The following is a 24250-nucleotide window of genomic DNA, read 5'->3' as shown; positions in this document are numbered from 1 at the left end:
TGACATGACCTCCCCCGCCGAAGTGACGGTCCCCGACATCGGTGACTTCTCCGACATCCCGGTCATCGAGATCCACGTGTCGCCCGGTGACGCCGTCGCGGCCGAGGACCCGCTGGTCACGCTGGAGTCCGACAAGGCCACCATGGACGTCCCGTCGCCGGCGGCCGGCACCGTCCGTGAGCTGCGTGTCTCCCTCGGCGACCTGGTGAACGTCGGGACACCCATCCTGCTGCTCGACCAGTCCGACGGGGCGGCCCCGGTCGAGCAGCTCGCCGCGGCGACCGTCGACCAGGTCGAGCCGCCGACCGAGGCGCCCACCAGTGCGGCATCGACCGTCGAGGAGTCGGCGCGCCGCTCGGCCGAGGCCGCGACCCCGCCGACCGCGCCCGGCGGCGCCCCTGTGACGGCGGCCGCGGCGCCGCCGGACTTCGCCGACGTCCACGCCGGGCCGAGCGTGCGCCGGCTGGCCCGCGAGCTCGGCGTCGACCTGGGCACCGTGTCCGGGTCCGGGCCGAAGGGCCGGATCACCAAGGACGACCTGCTCCGGGAGGTCCGCGGCCCGGCGCCCAGCGCGCCGACTCCCGCCGCGGCGGCCGGCGGTGGCATCCCGGAGATCCCGCCGCAGGACTTCTCGAAGTTCGGCCCGGTCGAGACTCAACCGCTGTCCCGCATCCAGCGGCTGTCCGGACCGCACCTGCACCGCTCCTGGCTGAACGTCCCGCACGTCACCCACGACGACGACGCGGACATCACCGAGCTCGACGCCTACCGCAAGGAACTCGACACCGAGGCCCGGGCCGAGGGGTACCGGGTCACCCTGCTGTCGTTCCTGCTCAAGGCCTCGGTGTCCGCGCTGCGCGAGTTCCCGCGGTTCAACAGCAGCCTGACACCGGAAAAGGACGCGCTGGTCTACAAGCGCTACTTCCACGTCGGGGTCGCCGTCGACACGCCCGACGGCCTGGTCGTGCCGGTGATCCGCGACGTCGACCGCAAGGGCATCCGGGAGCTCAGCCGCGAGCTCGGTGACGTGTCCGCGCGGGCCCGGGACGGCAAGCTGACCGCCACCGACCTGCAGGGCGGCTGCTTCACCATCTCCAGCCTCGGCGGCATCGGCGGGACGTCGTTCACCCCGCTGGTCAACGCCCCGGAGGTGGCCATCCTGGGCGTCGTGCGGTCGAAGACCGCTCCGGTCTGGGACGGCGCCACGTTCGTGCCGCGGCTGGTGCTGCCGCTGTCGCTCTCCTACGACCACCGGGTGATCGACGGTGCGCTCGCCGCGCGCTTCACCCGGTACCTGTGCCACGTGCTCGAGGACGTCCGCCGCCTCGTGCTCTAGCCCCGCCCGACCCGACCCGCAGCCCCTGGAGCCCCCCGTGGACATGCGCATCCCCGACATCGGCGACTTCGCGGACGTGCCCGTCATCGAGGTGCACGTGGCTCCCGGTGACGTGGTCGCCGCCGAGGACCCCCTCCTGACCCTCGAGTCGGACAAGGCGACGATGGACATCCCCGCGCCGGCCGCCGGGACCGTCGAGGAGGTGCTGGTCCAGGTCGGCAGCCGAGTGTCGCCCGGTGACCTGGTGCTGCGCCTGACCGCGAGCGACACCGGCGCCCCGCCGGCCACCCACACCGTGACCCACGAGGACGCCGTCCCCGCCCCGGTGGACCGCCCGGGATACGGCTCGGCCGCCGGCGTCTACGACCGGATCGAGGTGACCGTGCCCGACCTCGGCGACTTCGCCGACGTGCCGGTGACCGAGGTGCTCGTCGGACCGGGCGATCGCGTGGGCCCGCACAACCCCGTGGTGACCCTGGAGTCGGACAAGGCGGTGATGGAGATCCCCGCCTCGCAGGCGGGCACCGTCGAGGAGGTGACGGTGCGGGTCGGCGACCGCGTCCGCGCCGGCAGCATCCTGCTCTTCCTCCGTCCCGAGGACGCGCCGTCCCGGCCCGCCACGGCTGCCACGCCCGCCCCGACGCCGGCAGCCGCGTACGGGCCCGGGGACGTCCGCGCCGACGTGCTCGTCCTGGGCGCCGGCCCCGGCGGGTACACCGCGGCCTTCCGCGCCGCCGACCTGGGCAAGTCGGTTGTCCTCGTCGACCGGTGGCCCGCGCTGGGCGGGGTGTGCCTGAACGTCGGCTGCATCCCGTCCAAGGCGTTGCTGCACGCGGCCAAGGTGATCGCCGAGACCCGGGAGATGGCCGAGCACGGGCTGGCGTTCGGGGAGCCGTCGATCGACGTCGGCAAGCTGCGCGGCTGGAAGGACACCGTCGTCGGCCGCCTCACCGGCGGGCTGACGGGCCTGGCCCGGCAGCGCAAGGTCACCACCATCCGCGGGTACGGCCGGTTCACCTCCCCGAGCCAGGTACAGGTCGAGCTGGCCGACGGCGGCACGACCACGGTCGACTTCGAACACGCGATCATCGCCGCCGGGTCGGAGCCGGTCCGGTTGCCGTTCGTCCCGCACGACGACCCGCGGGTCATGAACTCCACCGGCGCGCTGGAGCTGGCCGACGTCCCTCGGCGGCTGCTGGTCCTCGGGGGCGGGATCATCGGCCTGGAGATGGCGACCGTCTACCACGAACTCGGCGCCGAGGTCACCGTCGTGGAGCTGATGGACCAGATCATCCCGGGCGCCGACAAGGACCTGGTGCAGCCGCTGCACAAGCGGATCTCGCAGGCCTACGCCGGTGTCCACCTGAAGACCAAGGTGGCCGCCGTCGAGGCGCGACCCGAGGGACTGGTCGCCACGCTGGAGGGCGAGACCTCCACCACCGCGACCTTCGACCGCATGCTCGTGGCCGTCGGGCGGCGACCCAACGGCCCGGAGATCGGGGCGGAGCGGGCGGGCGTGGTGGTCGACGAGCGCGGCTTCGTGCCCGTGGACAAGCAGATGCGCACCAACGTCCCGCACATCTTCGCGATCGGCGACGTCGTCGGGCAGCCGATGCTGGCGCACAAGGCCACGCACGAGGGCAAGGTCGCCGCGGAGGTCACCGCTGGACAGAACAGCTACTTCGACGCGCGGGTCATCCCCTCGGTGGCCTACACCGACCCCGAGGTCGCCTGGGTCGGCATCACCGAGAACGAAGCCAAGACCGCCGGGATCCAGTACGGCAAGGGCGTCTTCCCGTGGGCGGCCAGCGGCCGCGCGCTCTCCCTCGGCCGCGACGAGGGGTTCACCAAGCTGCTGTTCGACGAGACCAGCCACCGGGTGATCGGAGCCGGAGTCGTCGGCCCGTCGGCCGGCGAACTGATCGCCGAGCTGGGCCTGGCGATCGAGATGGGCGCCGACGCCGCCGACATCGGCCTGACCATCCACGCCCACCCGACGCTGTCGGAGACCGTCGGGATGGCCGCGGAGGCCTTCGAGGGCACCCTCACCGACCTCTACCTACCCAAGCGGAGGAAGTAGCCCCGTCTTCGGGAACCTCACCGCGACGCAGCTCGGAGACTCCATCTCGATGGAGCTCAGGGGGTCAGACCGGCTGGATCGTCGGGTAGACCGGCTGCCACATCGCCTCGTGCACCTGCTGGACCGGGTTGTCCAGCTCCACCTGCGCCAGCCCCTCGTCGGCCGCGGCGGTGGCGACGGCGACGGCGACGGCGGCCGACACCCGACGCAGGTCGGCGACGGCCGGCAGCAGCGGCGCGCCCGGCACGCTGACGTCGGCCAGGCCGGCGACGGCGTCCGCACAGGCCTGGATCATGCCCTGACTGATCCGCTGCGCCCGGGCGACCGTGACACCAAGCCCCAGGCCGGGGAACACCAGCGCGTTGTTGGCCTGGGCGATGTGGTGGGTCACCCCGTCGTGGTGGACCGGCGGGAACGGGCTGCCGGTCGCCACCAGAGCACGGCCGTCGGTCCAGGCGAGCAGGTCGGCCGGCTGGGCCTCGATCCGCGCCGTCGGGTTGGACAGCGGGAAGATGATGGGCCGCTCCACGTGCCGGGCCATCTCGCGGACCACCGCCTCGGTGAAGGCACCGGACTGGGTGGACGTCCCGATGAGCATGGTGGGGCGCACCTGCGCGACCGTCGCGGCCAGGCCGGGGGAGCCGCCACGCGAGCCACCCGCCGGATCCGACGCCATCTCCCCCGCCGGTCGGACGTAGGGCAGCTGGAAGTCGCGCAGCTCCTCGCCCATGTCGTCGGTCAGCACACCCCGGCGGCCGACCAGCCAGATCTGCCGTGCGGCCTCGTCCATCCCCAGCCCGTCACGAGCCATGGCCTCGCGGAGGAAGTCGGCGATGCCCACGCCCGCGGTACCGGGTCCGTGGACGACCACCCGCTGGTCGCGCATCCGGGAGCCGGCGGCGCGGACGGCGGCCACCGCGGCGGCCAGGGCCACGGCGGCGGTGCCTTGCATGTCGTCGTTAAACGTGCAGACCTCGTCGGCGTAGCGGTCGAGGATGCGCCGAGCGTTGTCGACGCCGAAATCCTCCCAGTGCAGCAGCGCGTTCGGGAACAGCCGGTGCGCTGTCTGCACATAGGCGTCGATGAACTCGTCGTACTGCTTGCCCCGGACCCGCGCGTGCCGGTTGCCGAGGTACATGGGATCGGTGAGCAGAGCCTGGTTGTCCGTGCCGACGTCGAGGACCACCGGGACCACACGCCGCGGGTGGATCCCTCCGGCGGCGATGTACACCGTGAGTTTGCCGATCGCGATCTCGATCCCCCCGACGCCCTGGTCGCCGATGCCCAGGATGCCCTCGGAGTCGGTAGCCACGATGAGGTCGACCTCGTCGGCGCCGCGTCCGAAGTTGGCCAGCGACTCCTCGATCTCCTCCTGGTGGTCGATCGACAGGTAGACCCCGCGTGGCCGCCGGTACTCGTGGCTGTAGCGCTCGATCGCCTGCCCGATCGTCGGCGTGTAGATGATGGGCAGCATCTCCTCGAGGTGCTCGCTGAGCAGTCGGTAGAACAGCACCTCGTTGCGGTCCCGCAGCGCGGTCAGGTAGACGTTCTTGGCCAGGTCGTCGTGCGCCCGCAGGTACTGCGCGTAGACCCGTTTCGTCTGCGAGTCGATGGTGCTGACACCGTGGGGGAGCAGGCCCACGAGGCCCAGCGCGGCCCGCTGCTCATGGGTGAACGCCGTGCCCCGAAAGATGTGCGGCTCGCGCATCAGTTGGGCCCCGCGGGCCCGAACCTGGTACACGGGTCCCGCTCCGGTCTGCACGATCTCGTACGGACGCTGCATCCTGACCCTCCGTGGACCTCGCCGACCGGGGGCGGTGCTGATCCCGGTCCCTGATGGATGATCGGCGTGCCGGACCCGGCGGCCCGGTAGCCCGCTTTCAGGCCACCGGTCGAGGTCGTCCAAGGCTCGACCTTCCTCCGCGACATGGGCGCGTTGTCCCACCCAGCGCGTCGACCCAGTCCTGTGCCGAGTACGAAGCAGACGTGTCCGCCGAGAACCTACCGCTGAGTGGGCGGTGCTCACCTGCTCGCCTGCGCGCCGTCGGGCTGCATCTCGATCTCCCGGCCGCTGGCCGCCGGCTGACCCCTGAATCACTGGGCACCGACACGCCGGGACAACGCGCGACGGCCCTGCGGCCAACAGCGCCAGCCGCAGCGGTCCGGTCGCTCGACGAGGCGATGCGGCCACACCCCCCTCGTCAGCGCTGGGACGTGCGAGGCGTCGACCTGGCAGCGTCCAGCGACGGCTGGAAGCGGACCCCGTACCGACGGACGGGTTCCAGGTCGCTAGGGAGTCAGCTCCAGGCGCCGTCGGCAGCGGTCTGGCCGGCGCCCTTGAGGACGGAGGTCGCGGCCGGCTGGAAGTGGCGGAGTGCTGGTCGTGTGACTGTCCAGCAGACACAGAATGAACAAAAACGTGACACAGATCACGATTCGGCGCAGGCTTCTCGGGATCACTGTCCGCCGGTCCGTAGGCGAACAGTTTCGCGACAGTACGTGATCTGGGTCACGAGGAGGTCGGGGATGGCGGAGGCCGAGGCTCGGAGTTCGGTGTCGGAGGACCGGAGGGCCGCCGGCCCGTCGGAGCGGCAGAAGCCCCAGGAGGGGCGGTCGTCGGGCAGGGTGTGGCTCTTCCGCGGGCTGGGCCTGGTGCTCGCCGGGCTGGTCTGGCTCGCTCTGGGCACGGCCGAGGGACTTGAGCCGGCCGGCCGGACGACGGCCGCGATCGGCATCCTCATGGCCACCTGGTGGATGACCGAGGCGCTGCCGCTCTCGGCAACCGCCCTGCTCCCGATCGTGCTCTTCCCGGTGTTCGGCGTGCTGGCCGTCGCGGACGCCACGGCGCCCTACGCCAACCCGATCGTGTTCCTCTTCCTGGGCGGCTTCCTCATCGCCATCGCCATGCAGAAGTGGAACCTGCACCGGCGCATCGCGCTGCTGACACTGCGTGCGGTGGGCACCCACCCGCGCCAGATCGTGCTCGGGATGATGGTCTCGACGGCCTTCCTGAGCATGTGGGTGTCCAACACGGCCACCACGCTGATGATGCTGCCGATCGCGCTGAGCGTGCTGTCGCTGGTCGTCGAGCGCACCGGCACCCGCTCGGCCGGGGCCCAGCAGGAGGGCGACGCCATTCAGAGGGGCACGACGCTCAACGCGGCGATCGACGACCGCTCGGTGCGGATGTTCGGTGTCGGCCTGGTGCTGGCCATCGCCTGGTCCGCCTCGATCGGCGGGCTGGGCACGCTGCTGGGCAGTCCGCCCAACGCGATCGTGGCCGGCTACGTCGCCGAAGAGCTGGGCGAGAGCATCGGGTTCGTGGAGTGGATGCAGCTGGGCGTGCCGGTGGTGGTGGTGTTCATCCTGATCGCCTGGCTGCTGATCACCCGCGTGCTGTACCGCAACGACCTCGAGGAGATCCCCGGGGGCAAGGAGATGATCGCCCAGCAACTCCACAACCTGGGTCCCATGAGCCGGGGGGAGAAGACGGTGCTCGCGGTGTTCGCGGGCGCGGCCTTCCTGTGGATCGTGCCCGGCCTGCTGTCGGAGTTCCCCGCGGTCTCGGAGAACCTCCCCTGGCTGGGCGAGTTCAACGACACCGCCATCGCCATCGCCGCCGGCATCGTGCTGTTCCTGCTGCCTGCCGAGCGCGGACGGATGGTGCTGGTCTGGGAAGACGCCCAGAAGGGCCTGCCGTGGGGCGTGCTGCTGCTGTTCGGTGGCGGGCTCGCCCTGGCCGCCGCGGTGGCTGCCAGCGGTTTAGACGCCTGGATCGGCTCGAAGGTCGAGCCGCTGGGTGCGTTGCCGCTCGTCCTGCTGGTCGCCGCGATCGTCACGCTGGTGCTATTCCTCACTGAGATCACCAGCAACACCGCCACGGCGGCCACCTTCATCCCCATCCTCGGCGGCGTGGCGATCGGCATCGGGGCGGACTCGATGACCCTGCTGATCCCGGCCGCGCTGGCGGCCACCTGCGCGTTCATGCTGCCGGTGGGAACCCCGCCGAACGCCATCGTGTTCGCCAGCGGGACGGTGACCATCCAGCAGATGGCCCGGGGCGGAGCGGTGCTCAATGTCGTCGGCGTCATCCTGATCACCGGGTTCGCGTGGCTGCTCGGCGGCTGGGCGCTCGGCCTGCAGTTCTGACCCGGGGTCAGCGCACGGAGCAGCGAGCGAACCTCCTCGACGTGCCGCCGTGCGGTGGTCCAACCTGCACCGGGACCACCCTGCGGTGGTGCAGCCTCCACCGGGACCGGAACGCCCAGCGTCCGGCACTCATCGCATCGAGAGGGGACGCGGTCGATGCCGGATCGCTCACGCGAGCCCGCTGCGCCGGACGACGAAAAGCAGCATGGGCACCCGCCCCACCACGGCTGGTCCCAGGACCTGTGGCGAGCGAAGCCGGTCTGGATCGCGAGCGACCGCACCCTGGCCCGGTGGGTTGGGCGCCCGGTGGCGACCTTTCTCCATGTGGAGTCCGCCGGCGGGGTCGTCCTGCTGATCGCCACGGCGCAGGCCCTGATCCTGGCCAACTCGCCCTGGGCCGACTACTACGAGGCCTTCTGGACGACGGTGCTGGAGATCAACCTCGGTCCCTTCACGCTCGCCGAGGACCTGCGGCACTGGGTCAACGACCTCATCATGGTCTTCTTCTTCTTCGTCGTCGGCCTCGAGATCAAGTACGAGTTGGTCGCCGGAGAACTGCGGGACCGACGGGCCGCCGCCGTCCCCGCACTGGCAGCCCTCGGCGGCATGGTCGTCCCTGCCGCTTTTTACCTGCTCTTCAATGCCGGGGGTGAGGGTGCGGCCGGCTGGGGCATCCCCATGGCGACCGACATCGCCTTCGCGATGGGGGTGCTGGCGGTGCTCGGTCCCCGCGTGCCGCTCGCCGCGCGCATCTTCCTGCTGACCCTGGCCATCGTCGACGACATCGGCGCCATCGCCGTGATCGCGATCTTCTACACCGACGATCTGTCGCTCCCCTGGCTAGGCGTAGCAGCCGCCGGAGTGATCGTCGTCATCGTGCTCCAACGCCTGCACGTGTGGTCACGCGAGCCCTACATCCTCCTCGGCGCCGTCATCTGGCTGGCGACGTTCGAGTCAGGCGTCCATGCCACCATCGCCGGTGTCGTCCTCGGGCTGCTCACGCCCGCCAGACCCCTGCTGAACGCACCGGCGGCGCGCCGCGCGGTTCGGGAAGCCGCCGACGACGACGATCTCACGACGGACGATCTCCGACGGCTGCGGTTCCTGATCTCCGAGTCGACGTCCCCGGCCGAATGGCTCGCGCGCGCGCTGCACCCCTGGACGGCCTACTTCTTCCTGCCGATGTTCGCCTTCGCGAACGCCGGCATCCCCCTGAGCGGAGAGGCCTTCGTCGCGGCAGCGGGCTCGCCGGTTACGCTCGGCATCTTCGCCGGGCTCGTCTTGGGCAAACTCATCGGCATCACAGGCGTGACGTGGTTGGCCGTCCGGTCCGGCGTCGGGCCACTGCCGCGGGGGTCGAACTGGCTTCAGGTCGCCGGCCTGTCGCTCGTCGCCGGCATCGGTTTCACGGTGTCGCTGTTCATCACCGGCCTGGCCTTCGACTACACCGCGGCGGAGGCCAGCGAAGCGAAGATCGGCATTCTGATCGCCTCGTTCGTGGCGGCCGTCGCCGGGGCCGCAGTCCTCGTCCTGGCGGGTCGGCGTACCGCCGCGGGTGCCCCTGACAGCCGGAAACAGCCAATCGACGAGCGCGTGACGTAGCCGGCCGAGCGGTCACCGGTCAGAAGACGAAGCCCCGGGGCAGTGCCGGCGGTCAACGGTCGTCCGGCGTCCCTCCCCGAGACCCGCCACCTCCGTCACCCGCCTGAGCAGTACTCGCCGGCCCGACCCGAGCAGTGTCCTTTGGCGAGCCCCTGGCTGCACGGGGACAGCCGGAGCCCGCTGCTGCCTCTGTGCAGCTCGGACAGCCAAACCTCACGTGCGGCTGTAGTACGAGCTGGGCGTGCGCGCCGTGGCCGCGCGCCCAAGAACCTGCCGCGCGGCCTGAGCCGCCACCCCTCCCGCTGCCTCCACGCCCCGTGACACGAGCCCGGCCGAGGTCACGTCCACCGCGATCACCCGAAGCCGGACGCCGTTCTCGCGCAGCACGCGGACCCGCGACCGAGTGGCCGGGGCCTTGCCTGGGCGGCAGTCGGTAGCCCAGCGACTCCCTTGGGAGTTTGGACTTGCGGGCGAACAGCGCTATGCCGACGGCGTCGAGGACCAGCTCGGTGCGCAGATGGTCGGCCATCGCCCAGCCCACGACCCTGCGGCTGCAGGCGTCGAGGACAGCGAGGTGGGGGAAGCCCTCCCAGGTGCACAGGTATGGGATGTCGGCGACCCACAGCCGGTCGGGTGCGCCCGCGGTGAAGTCCCGTTCGACCAGGTGCGCGGCGGTCGCGGTCGAGGTGGTGCGCCGGCCATCCTTGCCGCGCCGGCGGCAGTGGACGCCCTCCATGCCGCCGACTGGCATGAGCCGGGCCACCCTCTTGCGGTTCCACGCATGGCCGCGATGGCGAATCTCGGCGGTCCGCCGGCGGGCGTCATAGACCCGCCGGTGCTCGCACCAGGCCTCGCGGGCGGCGTGGATGGCATAGGCCTCCTCGAGCTCGGCTGTGGTCGGATCGCCGCCGCGGGCGTGACAGTCATAGAAGGCGGTACTGCTGACCCCGAGGACTCGGCGGAGGCGGCGCACGCCGTAGGTGGTCTTCTCCGCGGCGACGAAGCCGAAGACCGCGCCCCGGTTCACCGCCCCGTCTAACGCGCGAAGAAGACCGCGGCCCTTTACCAAGATCTCTTTCTCGAGCTCCGACTCGGCCACCCGCCGGCGCAGCCGGGCCAGCTCGGCCCGCTCATCACTGCTCACCGGACCGCCCCGGTGCCCACTCACACGAGAGCGCGCCGACCCGGTTCCGCAGCGTCTCGTGGTCGACGTCGAGTTCTCGAGCGGGGGCTCAGCGGCACTCGCCAGCTCGCCGGTAGGGCGACTTCGGGGACAGTTGTACCTCGGAGCGCGCAGACCGACGACCCTGCCTCTGCCGAGCTCAGCCCATACCGCCGCCCTCCCCTGGGCGCCAATCCTCGTTGAAGCCCCCGAGGTGCGGGTGGAACATCTCATCGCCGGAGTGCTGGGTGAACTCGACCTTCAGATGGCGCTCCTCCAGGCCGGAGGCCCGGGCGCAGGCCTGGACGATCCGACGCGCTAGCAGGCCGCGGGTCTCGGTCGACCGCCCGGCGCGTACGTCGCACATAACCAGTCCGGCAGGGCTGGGCTCATCGTCGCCGCAGCGCCACACGCCACCGGGGCCGAGGTCGTGGATGGAGATGGTGATGATGTCGGTCCGGACCTGCATCACCTCGGCGTAGATCGATCCGAGCTCGCGGGCCAGGTTTTTCTTGGTGTCCGGGTCCAGCCGGAGCGGGAGGTCGACTTGCAGCGACGGCACGTTCGCTCCTCCCGTGCCTGCACGGCACCGCACGGCGGTGAGGCCCGCTGAGTGGCGGAAGTGCTCCTCGCCGCGCTGCTCAGGGGTGGGGTGACTATGACGCGATCAGGGCCGGCCGCGCCACCTCCTCTACTGCCGCGGCCCGGTCGAGCAGGGCCATGGAGCCTTCGGGGAGGTAACGGCGGTCGGAGACCTGCCAGTCGACGTGCGCCTCGACCAGGGCCGCGCCGGCCAGACGCAGGAGGGCGTCGGGATCGGGAAAGTCCCCCGCAAGTGGGAGGTGCCCCCAGCCGACGACGTCGGTGCGGCGTTTGGTCTCCTTGTTCAGCCGTTCCAGTAGATTGGTCGCCCGATCCTCTTCCAGTGCGCCACCGGCAAGCCGGTAAAGGCCGGCAGGTCGTCGCTGGCGTCGCGGAGCATGGCCTCGACCTGGAGGAACTGGCGGCCGAGCGTACCGGCGATGACGTCGAGCTCGGCGTGCACCTGCTCGGCGTCGGGCTGGGCGAAGATGGTGCGGATCGGCAACGTCCCGGGGTGACGTGGTTCCGACCGCTCGGCCGGGTGGTTGCAGTTCTGGTTGCAGTTGCGGTGGATCCGTGGTTGATCACCTCAGTCCGCTGCTGTCTCGGAGAGTCGCGAACCTCCAGCTCGGAGGGTTGTTGCGGCCGTCAACGCACGTCTCCGAACGGGATCACGACGGCCTGGCAGTGTAGGGGTCAGGGTTCAAGTCCCCTCACCTCCACCCGGGGTGCTCCTGCGCTCGGTGGGGGCGCCGGCACCGTGCGCTAGGTCGCGGAGGCTCGCTAGCCGAAGCCGCGGACCGCAACCGGAACCGCAACGCGACTTGGACTCTTACGGACGGTCGCGTATGTCACCGGACGCCGCACCCCTTGCCACCTGGGTAGATGGCACGCAGGCGAACGTCCATGGACGGGAAGAAGTTGTCTGGGGGTCAAGGGGTCGCAGGTTCAAATCCTGTCAGCCCGACAGTGGGAAACCGCGGTCAGGGGCCGTGTTCGGGGAAATCCGGAACGGCTCCTGACTGTTTCTCGAGGCGGTTCGACCCCCGATCTGACCACCATCAGGTCACCCTGAGGTCGTGCACGTTCGCCGTGCTGGTGCGCAGCGTGTGTTCCTCGGTGACAAGCACGGAGCCCGCGCCATGCAGGCCGCTGGGCGGGGCGGGGCGGGGGCTTGCCCTGATCCGCCCGGACGGGTACCTCGGCCTCGTGGCGGACTCGGCCGATGCCGGCGTGCTCCGCACCTATCTGGCCGACGCGCTGCGCATCACGCAGTTGTCGACGATCTGACCAGCCCACCTCGCCGTCGCGGCCGGCTGCGCTCGTTGATCGGTGTGACGACCGCCGACGGTGCCGGACCCACCCCTGGAGTTGATCGTCGTGGAACCGGGCGCGGCCGGGAGGGCAGCCGGCCGTCGGCGCGGCCGTCGGCGCGGCCGTGAGGGCGACCCGGGCGGTGGTCGCGGCTGCGGGTGGGGGTGGGTCGCAGACGTCCGTCACCGTCAGCCGCGGGGCTGGGGACGGCGGGCCCGGACCACGGACGGAGGAGTGGCAACGGTCGCGTTCGCCGCCACGGTCATGACCCCGTGAGGACCGGCGCCGCGTCGTCGAGCCCCGGCACGCGGTCGTCGATGCGGCAGCCGCTGGTTCGCACCGCGCATGTGGCCCGCGGGGCGGTCGCCGCGCGAGCGGTGGCCTGGCGCAAGGGGTATCTGGGCGGGTCCCGTCCGTCAGATGGCGGATGTCCGCGAGACCTCCGGCTGCGAGGCTCGGCTCCCGAGCAGCTCGAGCCGAGGAGGAGGCATGACCGCGCAGCAGACGGTCCCGACCACCGCGACCGGTTCCCACGTGCTGGAGGAGGGATTCTTCGCCAACCGGAGCTTCGACTACGGGATCCGCATCGCACTCGGCGCCACTGCCTACGGGGTGGGTGACGTCGGAACGGTGCTGGCGACCGCGGCACGGATCACCAACGGCGACTGGGCGAGCTGGTTCTCGGCGTGGACGAATCGGGCGGACCAGCTCGCGGCACTCGCTGCGCAGCACCGCCAGGCGGGCGACCTCCGGGGAGCGAGCTGGGCCTTCCTTGCGGCGGCCGACGCCTGGTCCCGCTCGCTCGATGCCATCGACGGCCTGCCGGCCGAGCAGGCCGAGGCCGTCCTGCTGCCGACGTTCCGCAAGGGGCGCGACTGCTGGGAGGCGTGGATCGACTGCGCGGGCTCCCGGTTCGTGCGGGTCGACGTCCCGTACGAGGACACCACCTTGCCCGGGTACCTGCTACGGCCCGACGCCTCCGGTAGGGCGCGGCCGACCCTGGTGATCACAAACGGCAGCGACGGCCCGATCACCGACATGTGGTGGGCCGGCGCGGCGGAGGCCCTGGACCGCGGCTGGAACGCGTTCGTCTACGACGGCCCGGGGCAGCAGTCGATGCTCTTCGAGCGGAAGACGACCTTCCGTCCCGACTGGGAGGCGGTGCTCACCCCGGTGGTGGATGCCCTCGTCGGGCGCCCGGACGTCGACGCCACCGCCCTCACCGCCTCCGGGATCAGCCAGGCCGGGTACTGGGTGCCACGGGCGTTGGCGTTCGAGCACAGGTTCGTCGCGGCGGTCGCCGACCCGGGGGTCGTCGACGTGTCGACGTCCTGGACGGAGTACCTGCCGGCCGAGATGCTCCAGCTGCTCGACGCCGGCCGCAAGGACGACTTCGACCGGTACATGGCCCAGGCCGGCGGGGACCCGGAGACGGCGCGCACCTTCGCCTACCGGGCCCGTCCCTTCGGCGTGAGCAGCCCGTTCGACCTGTTCACCGAGGTCCGCCGCTACCAACTGCGGGACGTGGCGGAGCGGATCCGGACCCCGCTGCTGATCACCGAACCCGAGGACGAGCAGTTCTGGCCCGGGCAGTCCGAGCAACTGGCCGGGCTGCTCAGCGCACCGCACGAGATGGCCCGCTTCGGCGTGGCGGACGGCGCCAACTGGCACTGTCAGCCGCTCGGGCGGCGGCTGACCGCGCTGCGCGCGTTCGAGTGGCTGGAGGCCCACCTGCCGAGCCGCTGACGTCCAGGCCGCGACCCGTGCTTCCCGGCCTGTACCAAACCTGGGTTCCTACGGTGCCGGGGGTGTCCTGCCGGACCGGCTGCCTGCCGATCCCCTCGTCGCCGGCCACGTGGTGCCCCGCGCGAGTGGGGACGACCGCGGCCTGCGGCACGGCCTCGCAGTGGTCGCGCAGCTGCTGGCGCCCCGCCGGACGGCACCCACCCGGCTGACTTCGCCTGCGCACAGGTGGACCCCTGGTGCCAGGCGGGGCCGGTCCTGCTGTGCGTCGACGACGCCCCCGGCTGGACACCGCGTCTCTGCTGTTCTCGACCAAGCCGCGGCAACCCGCTCTTCGTCCTCCTGCTGATGGGGACCTGCAGACCCGGGGCCTGCTCGTCCGGTCGGGTCGCGACCGGATCGCTGTGTCGAACGACGTGAGTGCCGTCCCGGCGGCTGTAGGTCTCGCCGCGGACGGTCCAGAGCCACGTCCCGCACATCCTCGCCCAGTTCGACCTCCGCTCCGGGACGGAGATCGCCGCGCAGTGCGCCGATGTCGCTCCCGCCTGGACCGAACATCGGCCTGATGGCGGATGTCTCCTCGGTGGCGGCTTCCTAGCGTCGCTGCCATGAAGCCACTGTCCTTCGTCCTCGACTTCCTCCCGTGGATCGTCTTCACGGTCGTGGCGCGTCGATCGGCCGCGGATGCCGTGGCGTGGAGCGCGCTGCTCGCGGTCGTCCTCACAGCCGTCCTGCTGATCAGGGCCAGGCAGCGGGGCGATCCCACGACGCTGAACGCCGTGTCCCTCGGCACCTTCGGGGTGATCGCCACCCTCGGGTTCGTTGGCGGCCCTCCGGTCGACGACTGGCTCTACACCTGGGGCCGGCCCCTCGTGGGCGTGGTCCTCGGCGTGTACGTCCTGGCCACAGCCTCGGTGCGCCCCTTCACCGAGCAGTACGCCCGGCAGTCGACCCCGCGTCAGTACTGGGGATCACCGACGTTCCACTCCATCAACCGGGTCATCAGCGCGGCCTGGGGACTCGGCCTGGTCGTCATCGGGGGGTGCTCCCTGCTCCTCACGGCTCTCGACCAGCAGCACACCACCTTCTCCTCGGTCCACCTCGTGGAGCTGCTCCTCAACTGGGTGATCCCTATCGCGGTCATCTGGGGACTGGTGAAGTTCACGGCTGCCTACCCCGACCACGTCACCGGAAGGGAGCAGACGGTCCCGACGCCGGCGCAGGACCACGACCGCAGGACCTGACCCGTGTCGGGGGGACCCGGAGTACCAGGACGGGGGTGGTGTCCGCGGCGGGCTCGTACGACCTGTGGGCCGCGGGACGAGGCTGACCGCGCGCTCGTCGAGCGGTCGGCGCTACGGCGACCGCAGCACGGGCAGCACCTCCTCGGCGACCAGGCGGTCCGAGCGCTCCCGCACGGGGGAGTCGATGTCGCGGGACCCGCCCACGACGGTCACGTGGGACAGGCCGAGCCCGATCAGCCGGCGCAGCCGCTGCACGCACTGCTGAGGTTCTGCGTGTCGGTCAGCAACAGCCCGTCCCAGCCGTCGTCCTCCGCGGCCGCGGCGTGGGCGCGCAGGTCGTCGGGCAGCGGGTGGGACCGCTGGTAGAACTCGGTGGCGGGCACGTCGGCTCCCTCCTGCCGACCGCGTGCCGGAACGGTCGGGTGTGGACGCAGATGGCGACTACCCACCGCGAGGATGTCGTCGGGTGGCGCTGGCTGTCGAGTGAGCCGCAGCGCCCACGCTCGGACGCAACGGCACCTGTGCGTGTCGCCGCCGGGTGCTCAGCAGACCTCGCCGGTCCCACCGACACACCCCTCTGGCTTCCCACTGCTGGGTCAACGGGATGTGACGGATCGGATCACGAGGACCTGTGTCGCGGCCGCGTCGCCGTGATCCGAGGCGATCGCTGCTGGGCACCCGATGGGTCGACGGCGGCTCCCGGCGGGAGGTGGACGGGAACACCGGGAGCCGGTGACCTCGCCCGGCGCTTCCCTGCGAAAGCGGTCCGGCTGGCGGTGGCGCGGCCCGCCAGACCGGGCACGCTGTCCCCGGGAAGAGCACGGTCGGTCAAGGCCCATGTCCGGCGCCGTCGGCCGTACGCCTGAGGTCAACGGTGCCGCGCCACCGTGGTGGCCAGCTGGACCCGGGAGCCGAGGCCGAGCTTGCGAAGGCTGTGCGAGATGTGGGTCTGCACAGTGCGGGGTGAGACGTAGAGCCGGGCGGCGATCTGCGGGCTGGTCAGCCCCCGCCCGACGAGCTCGGCGACCTGCAGTTCCGTGGGCGTGAGGCTGTTCCACCCCGATGACGGACGTCGCCGCCGGCCGGTCACACCCAGCCGGATCTCGTTCTCGCGCAGCCGGGCGGTCAGCCGTCGCTCGACGGTGGTGGCGCCGAGCAGGTCGGCCACGCTCGTGCACCGGGCCGCGCAGCTGCGGGCCCGTTCAGTGTCCCCGCGGGCCGCGGCGGCCACGGCGGCCTCCTCCCAGGCACCGAGCTCACCGGGGATGTGCCCGCGCTCGGCGAACGCCGACGCGGCCGCCATCGCCCGGTCCGGGTCCCGCTCCGCGATCGCCCGGACCAGGTCGGTCGCCGGGGCCATGCCGGGCATCTCCTGGACGGGCGCCGCCGCCGAGTCGGCCGTGACTCGGGCGAGCAGGTCGGTGTCCCCGGCCTGCAGAGCGATGCGGGCGGTGTCCGGACCGGCGTACACCGCCCACACCAGGCGGCCGGAGTCGAGGGTCTCGATCCAGCTCCGCCGCGCCAGGGCGATGGCGCCGGCGAGGTCGCCACGGGCCTCGTGCAGCAGCATCTCCGCGTGTCCGACGGCCGGTAACCCGTACTGCTCGGGCAGCGCCCGCAGCTTCCACCGGGAGAGCCCCGTCGCGGCGGTGTCGAGCTCGCCGCGCCGCACCCGGATGCCGAGGCCGAGGCCGACCGCGCGGGAGAGCCATCCCGTCCCGGTGACTGCGGTCGCCTCGAGACCGGAGTCGAGAAAGGCCAGCGCGTCGTCCCAGCGGCCTCCGACGTAGTCGATCGAAGCTGCGACGAACAGGTGGTACGGCAGTTGCCAGCCGCGCCCCGACTGCTGTGCCTGCCGGCGCAGCTCCACCGACCGTGCGCGGGCGACCTCGATGCCGTCGGCGTACAGGGCGAACCACGGTGGCAGGACTGGAGCCGTCGGCCCGTCCGCCCAGTCCGGGGAGCCGGCGTCCACGCGCGCGCGCACCGCGTCGTCGATCATGCACAGGGCCCGGCGGCAGCGGCCCGACAGGAACAGGTCCACCGCGGCTGGCAGCAGCGCGGCGCCGCTGCTGCCTGTGGGGACCCCGTCCCCGACCGGCTGACGTCCCCCGAGCACGACCACCCACCGGCGCAGCTGGATCAGCGCCTCGCGGGCGCTGTCGGGGAGCTCGCCAGCCAGATGACGGTCGATCTCGCTGAGTGCGCCGGGGACGTCGGCGGTGCTCACGATGTGGTGCAGGCGGAGCCGCACGAGCTCCGCGCGCACAGCGGGATCGGACGTGCGGTCCAGGGCCTCGCTCGCCACCTGCATCGCCTCCGCCATCCTGCCCGCCGTTGCCAGCACCCCCGTCCGGGCGACGGCGATCCGGTTCTCCAGCTGCGTCCGCTCCGGGCCCGCGGGGAGCGCGGCCACCTGTTGCGCGGCGGTGGCGAGCAGATCGGCTGCCTGCACAGGGGCGTGGGCGAGGTCGGTACCGGCGACCTGAAGCGCGACCTCCGCCTGCGATGCCGCGGACAGAGCCGCGGCGGCGGATTGCTGCAGCACCTGCGACGGGATCTCCCCGCCTGTTCGCAGCTCCGCCGCGCACGCCGCATGCAGCATCTCCCGCAGCGGGGGCTCCAGATCGGCATAGACGACGTCGCGGTAGAGGTCGTGCCGGAAGGCGAGCAGCCCGTCGTCGGTCCAGCGGGCCACACCCGAGCCGACGGCGGCCTGGATGGCGCCGAGCAGGGCGGCTGGTCTGCTGCCGGTCACCGCCGCGAGCTGGTCCGGCGCCGCGGGCCTGCCCCACACGGCCAGCACCTGCAACAGGTCCCGGGACGCCGGGTCGAGCATCGCCAGGTGCGTCCGCGCCCCGGCCTGCACCGACGCCGGCGTGTCGGCGGCCGTGGCCGAGGTGGTGAGCAGCTCTCGCCCGGCGTCGAGCAGCCCGCGCCGCTGCAGGTCATCGAGCATGACGCGCGCGTGGAACGGGTTGCCGCCGGTCACGGCGAGCAGCTCCTGGACCTGCGGACCGGGTGGCGCGCCGTAGCGGGCGGTGACCAGAGCGTCCAGCTCCTCCGGGGCGAGCCCGCTGAGCTCCACCTCGTGCACATCGGGGCGGGCCGCCAGCACGGCCAGACCCTCACGGACGGGCAGCGGCCGCCGCGTGAGCAGCAACGACAGCGGCAGGTACCGCGACATGTCGACGAGCCACCCGAGCAGGTCGAGCGAGTCCCCGTCGGCCTGGTGGAGATCGTCCGCGCACAACAGCACCGGTCCCTCGGCGCACAGTCTCTCCGTCGCCTCCACCATCCGGTCCCCGGTGTCCGGCCCCGGCGGGTACACGGCCTCGACCCCCAGCAGGCCCGCGATCAGACCGAACGGCCGGCTGCGGCTCATCTCGTCCGCTTCCACCCAGTGCACGGACGTCCCGGCACGGGCGAACCTGGCCGCCAGGAGGCCGACCGTCGTGGACTTCCCGATCCCTGGCAGCCCCGTGAGCAGGACTGCCCGATCCGCGTCCCCGCTCAGCCGCCGGAAGAGCTCGTCGACGACGGTGGCGTGAGCACGGGACGGTACGGGGGCCACCGCGGCAGGCTATTGGCCGCCTACCCGTCGCTCGTGCTCCTCGCGCATGGTCCCTGGGGCCGAGGAGGAACGCCCGGACGCCGGTGAGGAAGCTGTCTGGCTCCGCTGCGTGGCAGGCGGAGACCGGGACCAGCCTGTGCGCGCGGTCCAGGTCGTCAGGACGTGACCGTGGTGTCCGCGCCGGGAAGTCGAGGCGTCGAGCGGGGGCCAGTCTCAGGCTGCTGGATCCAACTCGGCGGGTTGGCACCCGCGGTCGCCCGGCTCGATGCCATACCAGGGATCGGACCGATCGCCGCGCAGATGATCCTGGCCGAGATCGGCGCCGACATGGGCCGCTTCCCCACGCCGCCGCATCCGACCTCCTGGACGCGGTTCGCCCCGGGGTCAGCGAGTCGGCCGGCGCAGAGAAGGGCAACGCCGGCACCGGCAACGGCGCGGCAAGAAGCGGGCCACCGTGGCGGTCGGCCGCTCCATCCGGTCAGGCGCCGACGACGCCGGTGCGCCCGTCCGTCGACGATGGGGGAGCGGCCTCGGGTGCTTCTCCAGTGTCTCTGCGACCAACGATGTGCTGTCGACACGGCAGGGGAGCTCGGAGCTGCGACGCTCCTCCAGTTCCCGGAGCCTCAACTGGAGAAGGGCTGGAGGAGATGATTCCCTGAGGACGGGTCCAGGGGCGGTCTGACGTACCCGCGCCACCTGTGGGCCTCCAGTACGTCAGCGTCACCGGCGATCGCGTTAGCGAAGCGGATGTCCGCGATGCCAGGTCGCGCGGTGTTGATCGGCAGCTCCGAGGCGGACGTAGGGCCGGCGGTTGTAGGCCTCGAGGACGGCGTCGAGTGCGACGGACAGTCCGGAGAGGTCGCGGTCGTAGATCCGCCCGTCATCGAGTTGCCGAGCCAGCTCCTGCAGCGCCTGGGGCCAGTCGCGGCGGGTGAGCGGCAGCCGTGTCGGGACCTCCACGCGCCGCTCGACGACCTGGACGGCCGCCCGGCCCGAAGCCGCCGCCCGCGATTGCTACCGGGCGCGTTGCCGGCACGCCGGCGAGCACCAGGTGGGGATGCGCCCACGGGCCTTCGGCTGGATCAACCCGCCGCACCACCCGCAGGTCGTCGCCGCTCGGCGACGAGCGGTCGGACTCGCCGCTGCGGAAGTCGCCTCAACGCTTCCGGCCTGCGCTGGCTGTGGTTCCGCGCTCCGGAAACGCCGCTGATCGTGGCTCCTGACGGGTCTCCCGCTGTGCTCGGCTCCGTCGTGGCGGTGATCGCCGCGGTCCTGCTCATCGGCGTCGCCGGGGGCATCGCGGGCTCACGGCAGCGCTCGGTCCCCTGACTTCCTGAGCGCGCTGACTCCCCGAGCGCGCTGATGACCTAGCTGCGGCCGGGCCCCTGACCGGGGGCCCGGCCGCTCCGCTGTTCAGGCCGCGGTGGTCGTCGGCTGGGGGAACAGCCGGCGGAGCACGTCGGACAGCGTGATGACGCCGATGGTCGTGCCGCCGTCGGTGATGACGGCCAGGTGGTTGCGGGTCTCGCGCATCGCCTTGAGCGCCGCGTGCACGGTGGTGTCGGCCTCGAGCGCGAACACCGGGCGGGCCAGAGGTGCCGCCGGCGCCTCGTCGGGCGCGGTGAGGGTGTCGCGGACGTGCACCACGCCGGTGATGTCCTCCCCGTCGGCCGCGCCAAGCAGGATGCGCAGGTGCCCGGAGCGGCGGGTGAGCTCCCGCACCTCGCCGACGGTCGCGGCGGCGCGGACGCCGGTCGGGCGGGAGGGCGGCCCGAGCAGTTCGCGGACGGTGAGGCGCTCGAGCTCCAGCGCGACGGAGATCTGCGCGGAGAAGCCCGCGTCCAGCGCGCCGACGTTGGCCGAGTGCTCCACCAGGTGGCGCAGCGCGTCGGGGCTGTGCCCGACCGCGAGCTCGTTCGACGGCTCGACGCCGACCTTGCGGACCAGGGCGTTGGCCGCGGCGTTGAGCGCCCGCAGCAGCGGCCGGAACACCGCCATGAACGCTCGCATCGGTGCCGCGAGCAGGGTGGCCGATCGCTCCGGGTGCGCGATCGCCCACGACTTGGGGGCCATCTCGCCGACCACCAGGTGGATGAACGTCACGATGAGCAGCGCGAGGACGAAGCCGACGACGTCGGCGGCGACCAGCGGCAGCCCCCAGGTCTCGAACAGCGGGGTGAGCCGGTGGTGTACCGCCGGCTTGCTGATCGCCCCCAGGGCCAGGGTGGCCGCGGTGATGCCCAGCTGTGACCCGGCCAGTAGCAGCGTCAGCTCCGAGGAGTTGCGCAGTGCCGCCCGCGCTGACCGGCTGGTCGGCGCGGCCTCCTCCAGCCGGTGTCGCTTCGCGGCCAGCGCGGCGAACTCGACCGCCACGAAGAACGCGCTCAACGCGACGATGACCACGGTGGCGGTGACGACCACCCACGGGTTCTCGCTCATCGGGAGCCCTCCTCGGCGGTCAGCGTGGCGCTGGTGTCGTCTGCGGCTGCCGTGCGGTCGGGGAGTTCCAGGCGCACCCGGGAGGGCACGTGCCGCTCGACGGCGAGCACCTGCGCGTGCAACAGACGCGCTGCGGGTTCGTCCTCGCGGACCAGGTCACCGGGATCGGGCGGCAGCTCGACCTGCAGCGCGGTGCCGGGCTGGGGCAGACCGCCGTGGACGGCGATGACCAGGCCGGCGATCGTCTCGTAGTCCCCACGGGGCAGGTCAACACCGAGGGACCGCTCGACCTCGTCGACGTGCACGTCGCCGGGCATCTCCCACACGCCGTCGCCCTCCACCGGCACGTAGGCGGGGTCGACGTCGGCGTCGTGCTCGTCGGTGATCTCCCCGACCAGTTCCTCGGCGAGGTCCTCCAGCGTGATGACGCCGGCGAACCCGCCGTACTCGTCGATGACGCAGGCCATCTGGTTGCGGGTGTCGGCGAGTTGGCGCAGCGCGTCAGGCAGCGAGGTGACCGTGGAGACGACCAGGCACTCGCGGGCGATGGCGGTCACCGGCGCGGTGTCGGGCTCGGTGGTGGTCAGCAGGTCGGCCAGGTGCACCACGCCGACCACGTCACCGGTCTCGACCTCCAGGACCGGATAGCGGGAGTGGCCGTGCGCCATCAGCTCGCGGAGGTGGCCGACGGTGTCGGTGTCGGCGACGGTGCCCACCCGGGGCCGCGGGATCATCGCGTGCTCGACGTCGCGGTTGGGGAAGTCGAGGATCCGGTCGAGCATCATCGACAGCTCCGCCGGCAGGTCGCCGCTGTCGCGGGACTCCTCGACGATGTGCTCCAGGTCGCGGGCGGTGGCGGCGTGCTCGACGTCGTGCACCGGCTCGATCCTCAGCGCCCGCAGCAGCAGGTTCGACGCCTGGTCGAAGACCCAGATGAGCCAGCCGAAGACCTTGAGGTAGACGGTGGTGGAGGCGGCCAGCCGGCGGGCGACGGGCTCTGGGCGGGCGATGGCGAGGTTCTTCGGGAACAGCTCGCCGAACAGCATCTGCACGATGGTGGAGAACAGCAGCGCCATAACCGCGCCGATGCCGATGCTCACCGCGGTCGGGATGCCGACGCCGCTGAGCAGCACGCCCAGGGACTCACCGATCAGGGGCTCGGCGACGTAGCCGACCAGCAGACCGGTGACGGTGATGCCCAGCTGGGCACCGGACAGCATGAACGAGGTGCGGCGAGTGACCGTCAGGGCACGCTTGGCCGCGGTGTCCCCGGCCTCGGCGCGGGCGGCCAGCGTGGCCCGGTCGACCGCCATGTAGGCGAACTCCTGGGCCACGAAGTAGCCGGTGACCACCGTGATCGCCAAGACGACCACCACACCGAGCAGCAGTGAGAGCACTTCGGTCACCGGCCACGCACCCCCTCACCGAGCTGGGGGTGCGCGGCCTGGGGGCTGTGATCGGGGCTCATGTCTCTCTTCGACGAAGTGGTCGGGGCGGGCGGAGCGCTTGTAGGACAGCAGTCAGCCGAGCGTCCGCTCGACGCCCCAACAGTGCCAGCCCGGTCGGGCGCTCGAGTCCCCGGCCGATCCGAGCGATGCGGGCGGTGATCCCGCGGCGACGCCGGTAGCGGCGCACCCGCGAGTGTCGTAGCCCTCGTCGGCGTGCAGCTTGACCGGCCGACGCTGCGGATGGCCGCGTCCGCTGCGTCTGATCGCCGGCATCGAGTCCAGGAGTGGCTCGACGAGCAGGCCGTCATGTCGGTTGGCTCCCGACCCGCACGTTCAACGGCCGGCCGTGCGCGTCGACGAGCAGGTAGTACTTGCTGCCGGCCTTGCCCCGGAACCTCAGGCAGGCAGGCGAAGGTCAAGGACGTGTTCAGGTAGCAGTTCCCGTCCGGACTCAGCCCGATGAACCAGGCCTGGGCGCCGTCCTCCACCGAGGACAGCGTCCCTGCTGTGCTCGGACTGCACCGAGAGTCTGTGAGCGCAACGCCGGTGAGCCGCCCCAGGCTCCGCACGGCGCCGGTCTGCTCTCCACTCACGGCCGACCGTGCCGAGACCATCGGACCCTCCGGCCGCTTCTGGCGCTCCTCAGCCGGCCGAGGGCTATGGGGCACGGGTGCCCGTGGCTGCGAGGGGTCACCAGCCGGTCACCGCTGTGAGGTCCCGCTCCAACGACGGTGCGACGGTGCGCATGTACGTGGGGGTCACGTGACCGGTGTCCAGGTACACCCAGATGTTGCCGATGAGGGCTGGGCACACGATCCCGTCGCAAAAGTAGGAGCTCGTGTCGAGCAAGCTCACCCCTGCGGGCAACAGTGGTTCCGATCGTTCGAAGAGGTCGTCGCTGTAGACCGTCGCCCGCGCGACGCTGCACTGTTCTACGCCATGGTGAGCGATGCAGTTCGGCACGTCGTGGGGATGCCGTCCGGCCGATACACGCCACCGGGCTGATGGGCTGGTCGGACCCGCCGGACCGTGAGCTCCCCGATCTGACGGGCCCGGCCGGTCCTGTAGCAAGCCCGCGCGACCTGGCCGGTGGTGGAAGCGCTCGACGCGGCCAGCAGGATCCCGGCCGTCGCTGCCCGCACTGCTCGGACCACAGTTCTCCAACTCCTCCTGAACACCTGACGGGCACTCCCATGAGTGGGTGCGACGGACCGACACCGACCCGCAGGGGTGAGGCAGGGGACATCTCCTCCTGCGCTTCGCTCGTGGGACGGACCAGTCGGCTCGTCGGTCAGGTCGTGGAGGCCGACGGTATGCGCGGTTCGTCGGCCGGACACGCGCGATGCCGGACGACTACGAGGGCGGTGGTTGCCGAGCCCCGGCAAGGCGCCCAGTGCTGCTCCTGGTGAGCACTCCCGGACACGAGCGTGGCCATGGCGAACACGACGTCCTGTGGAGCCGTGTACCGGCACAGCGGCGCGGTCCCACTCGGCCCGGCTGCGTTCATCGGACGCGGCGTCCCGCGACGTGGAGTGCTGGTGGATCCGGGAGGCGGAGCCCAGTGGGCGCTCCTCGCG

The 24250-nt window shown here is 71.9% G+C and carries 18 protein-coding genes and 2 pseudogenes; 8 read left to right on the top strand and 12 right to left on the bottom strand.

The features are described from left to right. Window positions 1-4 precede the first annotated feature (4 nt). Both aceF and lpdA read left to right on the top strand, forming a co-directional pair. A complete protein-coding gene (gene aceF, locus GOBS_RS14465; RefSeq protein ID WP_012949009.1) occupies window positions 5-1336 on the top strand; it encodes a dihydrolipoyllysine-residue acetyltransferase in 1332 nt (443 codons plus the stop codon). 43 nt (window positions 1337-1379) lie between these two features. Then, entirely contained in the window at window positions 1380-3416 is a 2037-nt protein-coding gene (gene lpdA / locus GOBS_RS14460) for a dihydrolipoyl dehydrogenase (protein ID WP_081449014.1), read from the top strand. A 64-nt stretch (window positions 3417-3480) separates the two neighbouring features. Here the strand turns inward: lpdA and GOBS_RS14455 are convergent, their stop codons facing one another. Then, window positions 3481-5199: an NAD-dependent malic enzyme gene (locus GOBS_RS14455; protein ID WP_012949007.1), complete on the bottom strand. Its 1719-nt coding sequence runs from the start codon at window positions 5197-5199 to the stop codon at window positions 3481-3483. A gap of 743 nt (window positions 5200-5942) precedes the next feature. On the opposite strand from GOBS_RS14455, the gene GOBS_RS14450 reads away from it, so the two are divergent. Together GOBS_RS14450 and nhaA are read left to right on the top strand one after the other, a co-directional pair. Then, window positions 5943-7565, top strand: coding sequence for an SLC13 family permease (locus tag GOBS_RS14450; protein WP_012949006.1), 1623 nt, complete (start codon window positions 5943-5945; stop codon window positions 7563-7565). Between the two features lie 306 nt (window positions 7566-7871). Continuing rightward, entirely contained in the window at window positions 7872-9167 is a 1296-nt protein-coding gene (gene nhaA, locus GOBS_RS14445) for a Na+/H+ antiporter NhaA (protein WP_208104299.1), read from the top strand. 52 nt (window positions 9168-9219) lie between these two features. On the opposite strand, the gene GOBS_RS29770 is transcribed toward nhaA, so the two are convergent. From GOBS_RS29770 to GOBS_RS27555, 3 genes and pseudogenes are all read right to left on the bottom strand, one after another. Continuing rightward, window positions 9220-10563, bottom strand: a complete 1344-nt coding sequence (locus GOBS_RS29770) for an IS3 family transposase (protein WP_081448900.1) — start codon at window positions 10561-10563, stop codon at window positions 9220-9222. Then, on the bottom strand, window positions 10490-10891 hold the full coding sequence (locus GOBS_RS14435; protein ID WP_012949003.1) for a tautomerase family protein: 402 nt from the start codon (window positions 10889-10891) through the stop codon (window positions 10490-10492). The genes GOBS_RS29770 and GOBS_RS14435 overlap by 74 nt, the downstream gene beginning before the upstream one ends. A gap of 94 nt (window positions 10892-10985) precedes the next feature. Beyond that, a pseudogene (locus GOBS_RS27555) lies at window positions 10986-11410 on the bottom strand (transposase); the annotation flags it as partial. 620 nt (window positions 11411-12030) lie between these two features. Here GOBS_RS27555 and GOBS_RS14425 point away from each other — a divergent pair. The 3 genes from GOBS_RS14425 to GOBS_RS14415 all read left to right on the top strand — a co-directional run bounded on the left by GOBS_RS14425 (window position 12031) and on the right by GOBS_RS14415 (window position 15212). After that, window positions 12031-12201: a hypothetical protein gene (locus GOBS_RS14425; protein ID WP_166487407.1), complete on the top strand. Its 171-nt coding sequence runs from the start codon at window positions 12031-12033 to the stop codon at window positions 12199-12201. A 513-nt stretch (window positions 12202-12714) separates the two neighbouring features. Further along, entirely contained in the window at window positions 12715-13971 is a 1257-nt protein-coding gene (locus tag GOBS_RS14420) for an alpha/beta hydrolase family protein (RefSeq protein WP_012949001.1), read from the top strand. A 605-nt stretch (window positions 13972-14576) separates the two neighbouring features. Next, complete coding sequence (locus tag GOBS_RS14415) at window positions 14577-15212, top strand: DUF3159 domain-containing protein (protein WP_012949000.1); 636 nt, start codon at window positions 14577-14579, stop codon at window positions 15210-15212. 111 nt (window positions 15213-15323) lie between these two features. Here GOBS_RS14415 and GOBS_RS27550 read toward each other — a convergent pair whose 3' ends face one another. The 3 genes from GOBS_RS27550 to GOBS_RS14410 all read right to left on the bottom strand — a co-directional run bounded on the left by GOBS_RS27550 (window position 15324) and on the right by GOBS_RS14410 (window position 18786). After that, window positions 15324-15467, bottom strand: a complete 144-nt coding sequence (locus tag GOBS_RS27550; RefSeq protein ID WP_012948999.1) for a hypothetical protein — start codon at window positions 15465-15467, stop codon at window positions 15324-15326. Further along, window positions 15446-15595: a hypothetical protein gene (locus tag GOBS_RS27545; protein WP_166487406.1), complete on the bottom strand. Its 150-nt coding sequence runs from the start codon at window positions 15593-15595 to the stop codon at window positions 15446-15448. The genes GOBS_RS27550 and GOBS_RS27545 overlap by 22 nt, the downstream gene beginning before the upstream one ends. A gap of 485 nt (window positions 15596-16080) precedes the next feature. Next, window positions 16081-18786 (bottom strand): LuxR C-terminal-related transcriptional regulator, encoded by a 2706-nt coding sequence (locus GOBS_RS14410; RefSeq protein WP_012948998.1) that lies wholly within the window; start codon window positions 18784-18786, stop codon window positions 16081-16083. A 300-nt stretch (window positions 18787-19086) separates the two neighbouring features. Between GOBS_RS14410 and GOBS_RS29765 the strand changes: the two genes are divergently transcribed. Next, the gene (locus GOBS_RS29765; RefSeq protein ID WP_424954960.1) at window positions 19087-19437 is read left to right on the top strand and encodes a hypothetical protein; all 351 of its coding nucleotides are present in this window, start codon (window positions 19087-19089) and stop codon (window positions 19435-19437) included. An 84-nt stretch (window positions 19438-19521) separates the two neighbouring features. Here the strand turns inward: GOBS_RS29765 and GOBS_RS14405 are convergent, their stop codons facing one another. The 5 genes and pseudogenes from GOBS_RS14405 to GOBS_RS29760 form a co-directional block, all read right to left on the bottom strand. Continuing rightward, window positions 19522-19746: a hypothetical protein gene (locus tag GOBS_RS14405; RefSeq protein WP_012948997.1), complete on the bottom strand. Its 225-nt coding sequence runs from the start codon at window positions 19744-19746 to the stop codon at window positions 19522-19524. Between the two features lie 453 nt (window positions 19747-20199). Beyond that, entirely contained in the window at window positions 20200-21225 is a 1026-nt protein-coding gene (locus GOBS_RS14400) for a hemolysin family protein (RefSeq protein ID WP_012948996.1), read from the bottom strand. Beyond that, window positions 21222-22631: a hemolysin family protein gene (locus GOBS_RS14395; protein WP_012948995.1), complete on the bottom strand. Its 1410-nt coding sequence runs from the start codon at window positions 22629-22631 to the stop codon at window positions 21222-21224. Before GOBS_RS14395 ends, GOBS_RS14400 begins: the two co-directional genes overlap by 4 nt. Before the next feature lie 117 nt (window positions 22632-22748). Beyond that, window positions 22749-23064: pseudogene (locus GOBS_RS26400) on the bottom strand (transposase); the annotation flags it as partial. 299 nt (window positions 23065-23363) lie between these two features. Then, the gene (locus GOBS_RS29760; protein ID WP_345436786.1) at window positions 23364-23891 is read right to left on the bottom strand and encodes an SGNH hydrolase domain-containing protein; all 528 of its coding nucleotides are present in this window, start codon (window positions 23889-23891) and stop codon (window positions 23364-23366) included. Window positions 23892-24250: the final 359 nt, after the last annotated feature.

Source organism: Geodermatophilus obscurus DSM 43160 (assembly GCF_000025345.1).
In the GTDB taxonomy this organism is placed as follows: domain Bacteria; phylum Actinomycetota; class Actinomycetes; order Mycobacteriales; family Geodermatophilaceae; genus Geodermatophilus; species Geodermatophilus obscurus.
Note: the sequence above shows the minus strand (reverse complement) of the source record. Positions and strands in the feature narration are given on the sequence as shown.

Bases quoted from the DNA above. Each gene is read 5' to 3' on its own strand.
- aceF (WP_012949009.1), top strand. From the start codon at position 5: ATGACCTCCCCCGCCGAAGTGACGGTCCCCGACATCGGTGACTTCTCC.
- lpdA (WP_081449014.1), top strand. From the start codon at position 1,380: ATGCGCATCCCCGACATCGGCGACTTCGCGGACGTGCCCGTCATCGAG.
- GOBS_RS14455 (WP_012949007.1), bottom strand. From the start codon at position 5,199: ATGCAGCGTCCGTACGAGATCGTGCAGACCGGAGCGGGACCCGTGTAC.
- GOBS_RS14450 (WP_012949006.1), top strand. From the start codon at position 5,943: ATGGCGGAGGCCGAGGCTCGGAGTTCGGTGTCGGAGGACCGGAGGGCC.
- GOBS_RS29770 (WP_081448900.1), bottom strand. From the start codon at position 10,563: ATGAGATGTTCCACCCGCACCTCGGGGGCTTCAACGAGGATTGGCGCC.
- GOBS_RS14420 (WP_012949001.1), top strand. From the start codon at position 12,715: ATGACCGCGCAGCAGACGGTCCCGACCACCGCGACCGGTTCCCACGTG.
- GOBS_RS14415 (WP_012949000.1), top strand. From the start codon at position 14,577: ATGAAGCCACTGTCCTTCGTCCTCGACTTCCTCCCGTGGATCGTCTTC.
- GOBS_RS29765 (WP_424954960.1), top strand. From the start codon at position 19,087: ATGATCCTGGCCGAGATCGGCGCCGACATGGGCCGCTTCCCCACGCCG.
- GOBS_RS14400 (WP_012948996.1), bottom strand. From the start codon at position 21,225: ATGAGCGAGAACCCGTGGGTGGTCGTCACCGCCACCGTGGTCATCGTC.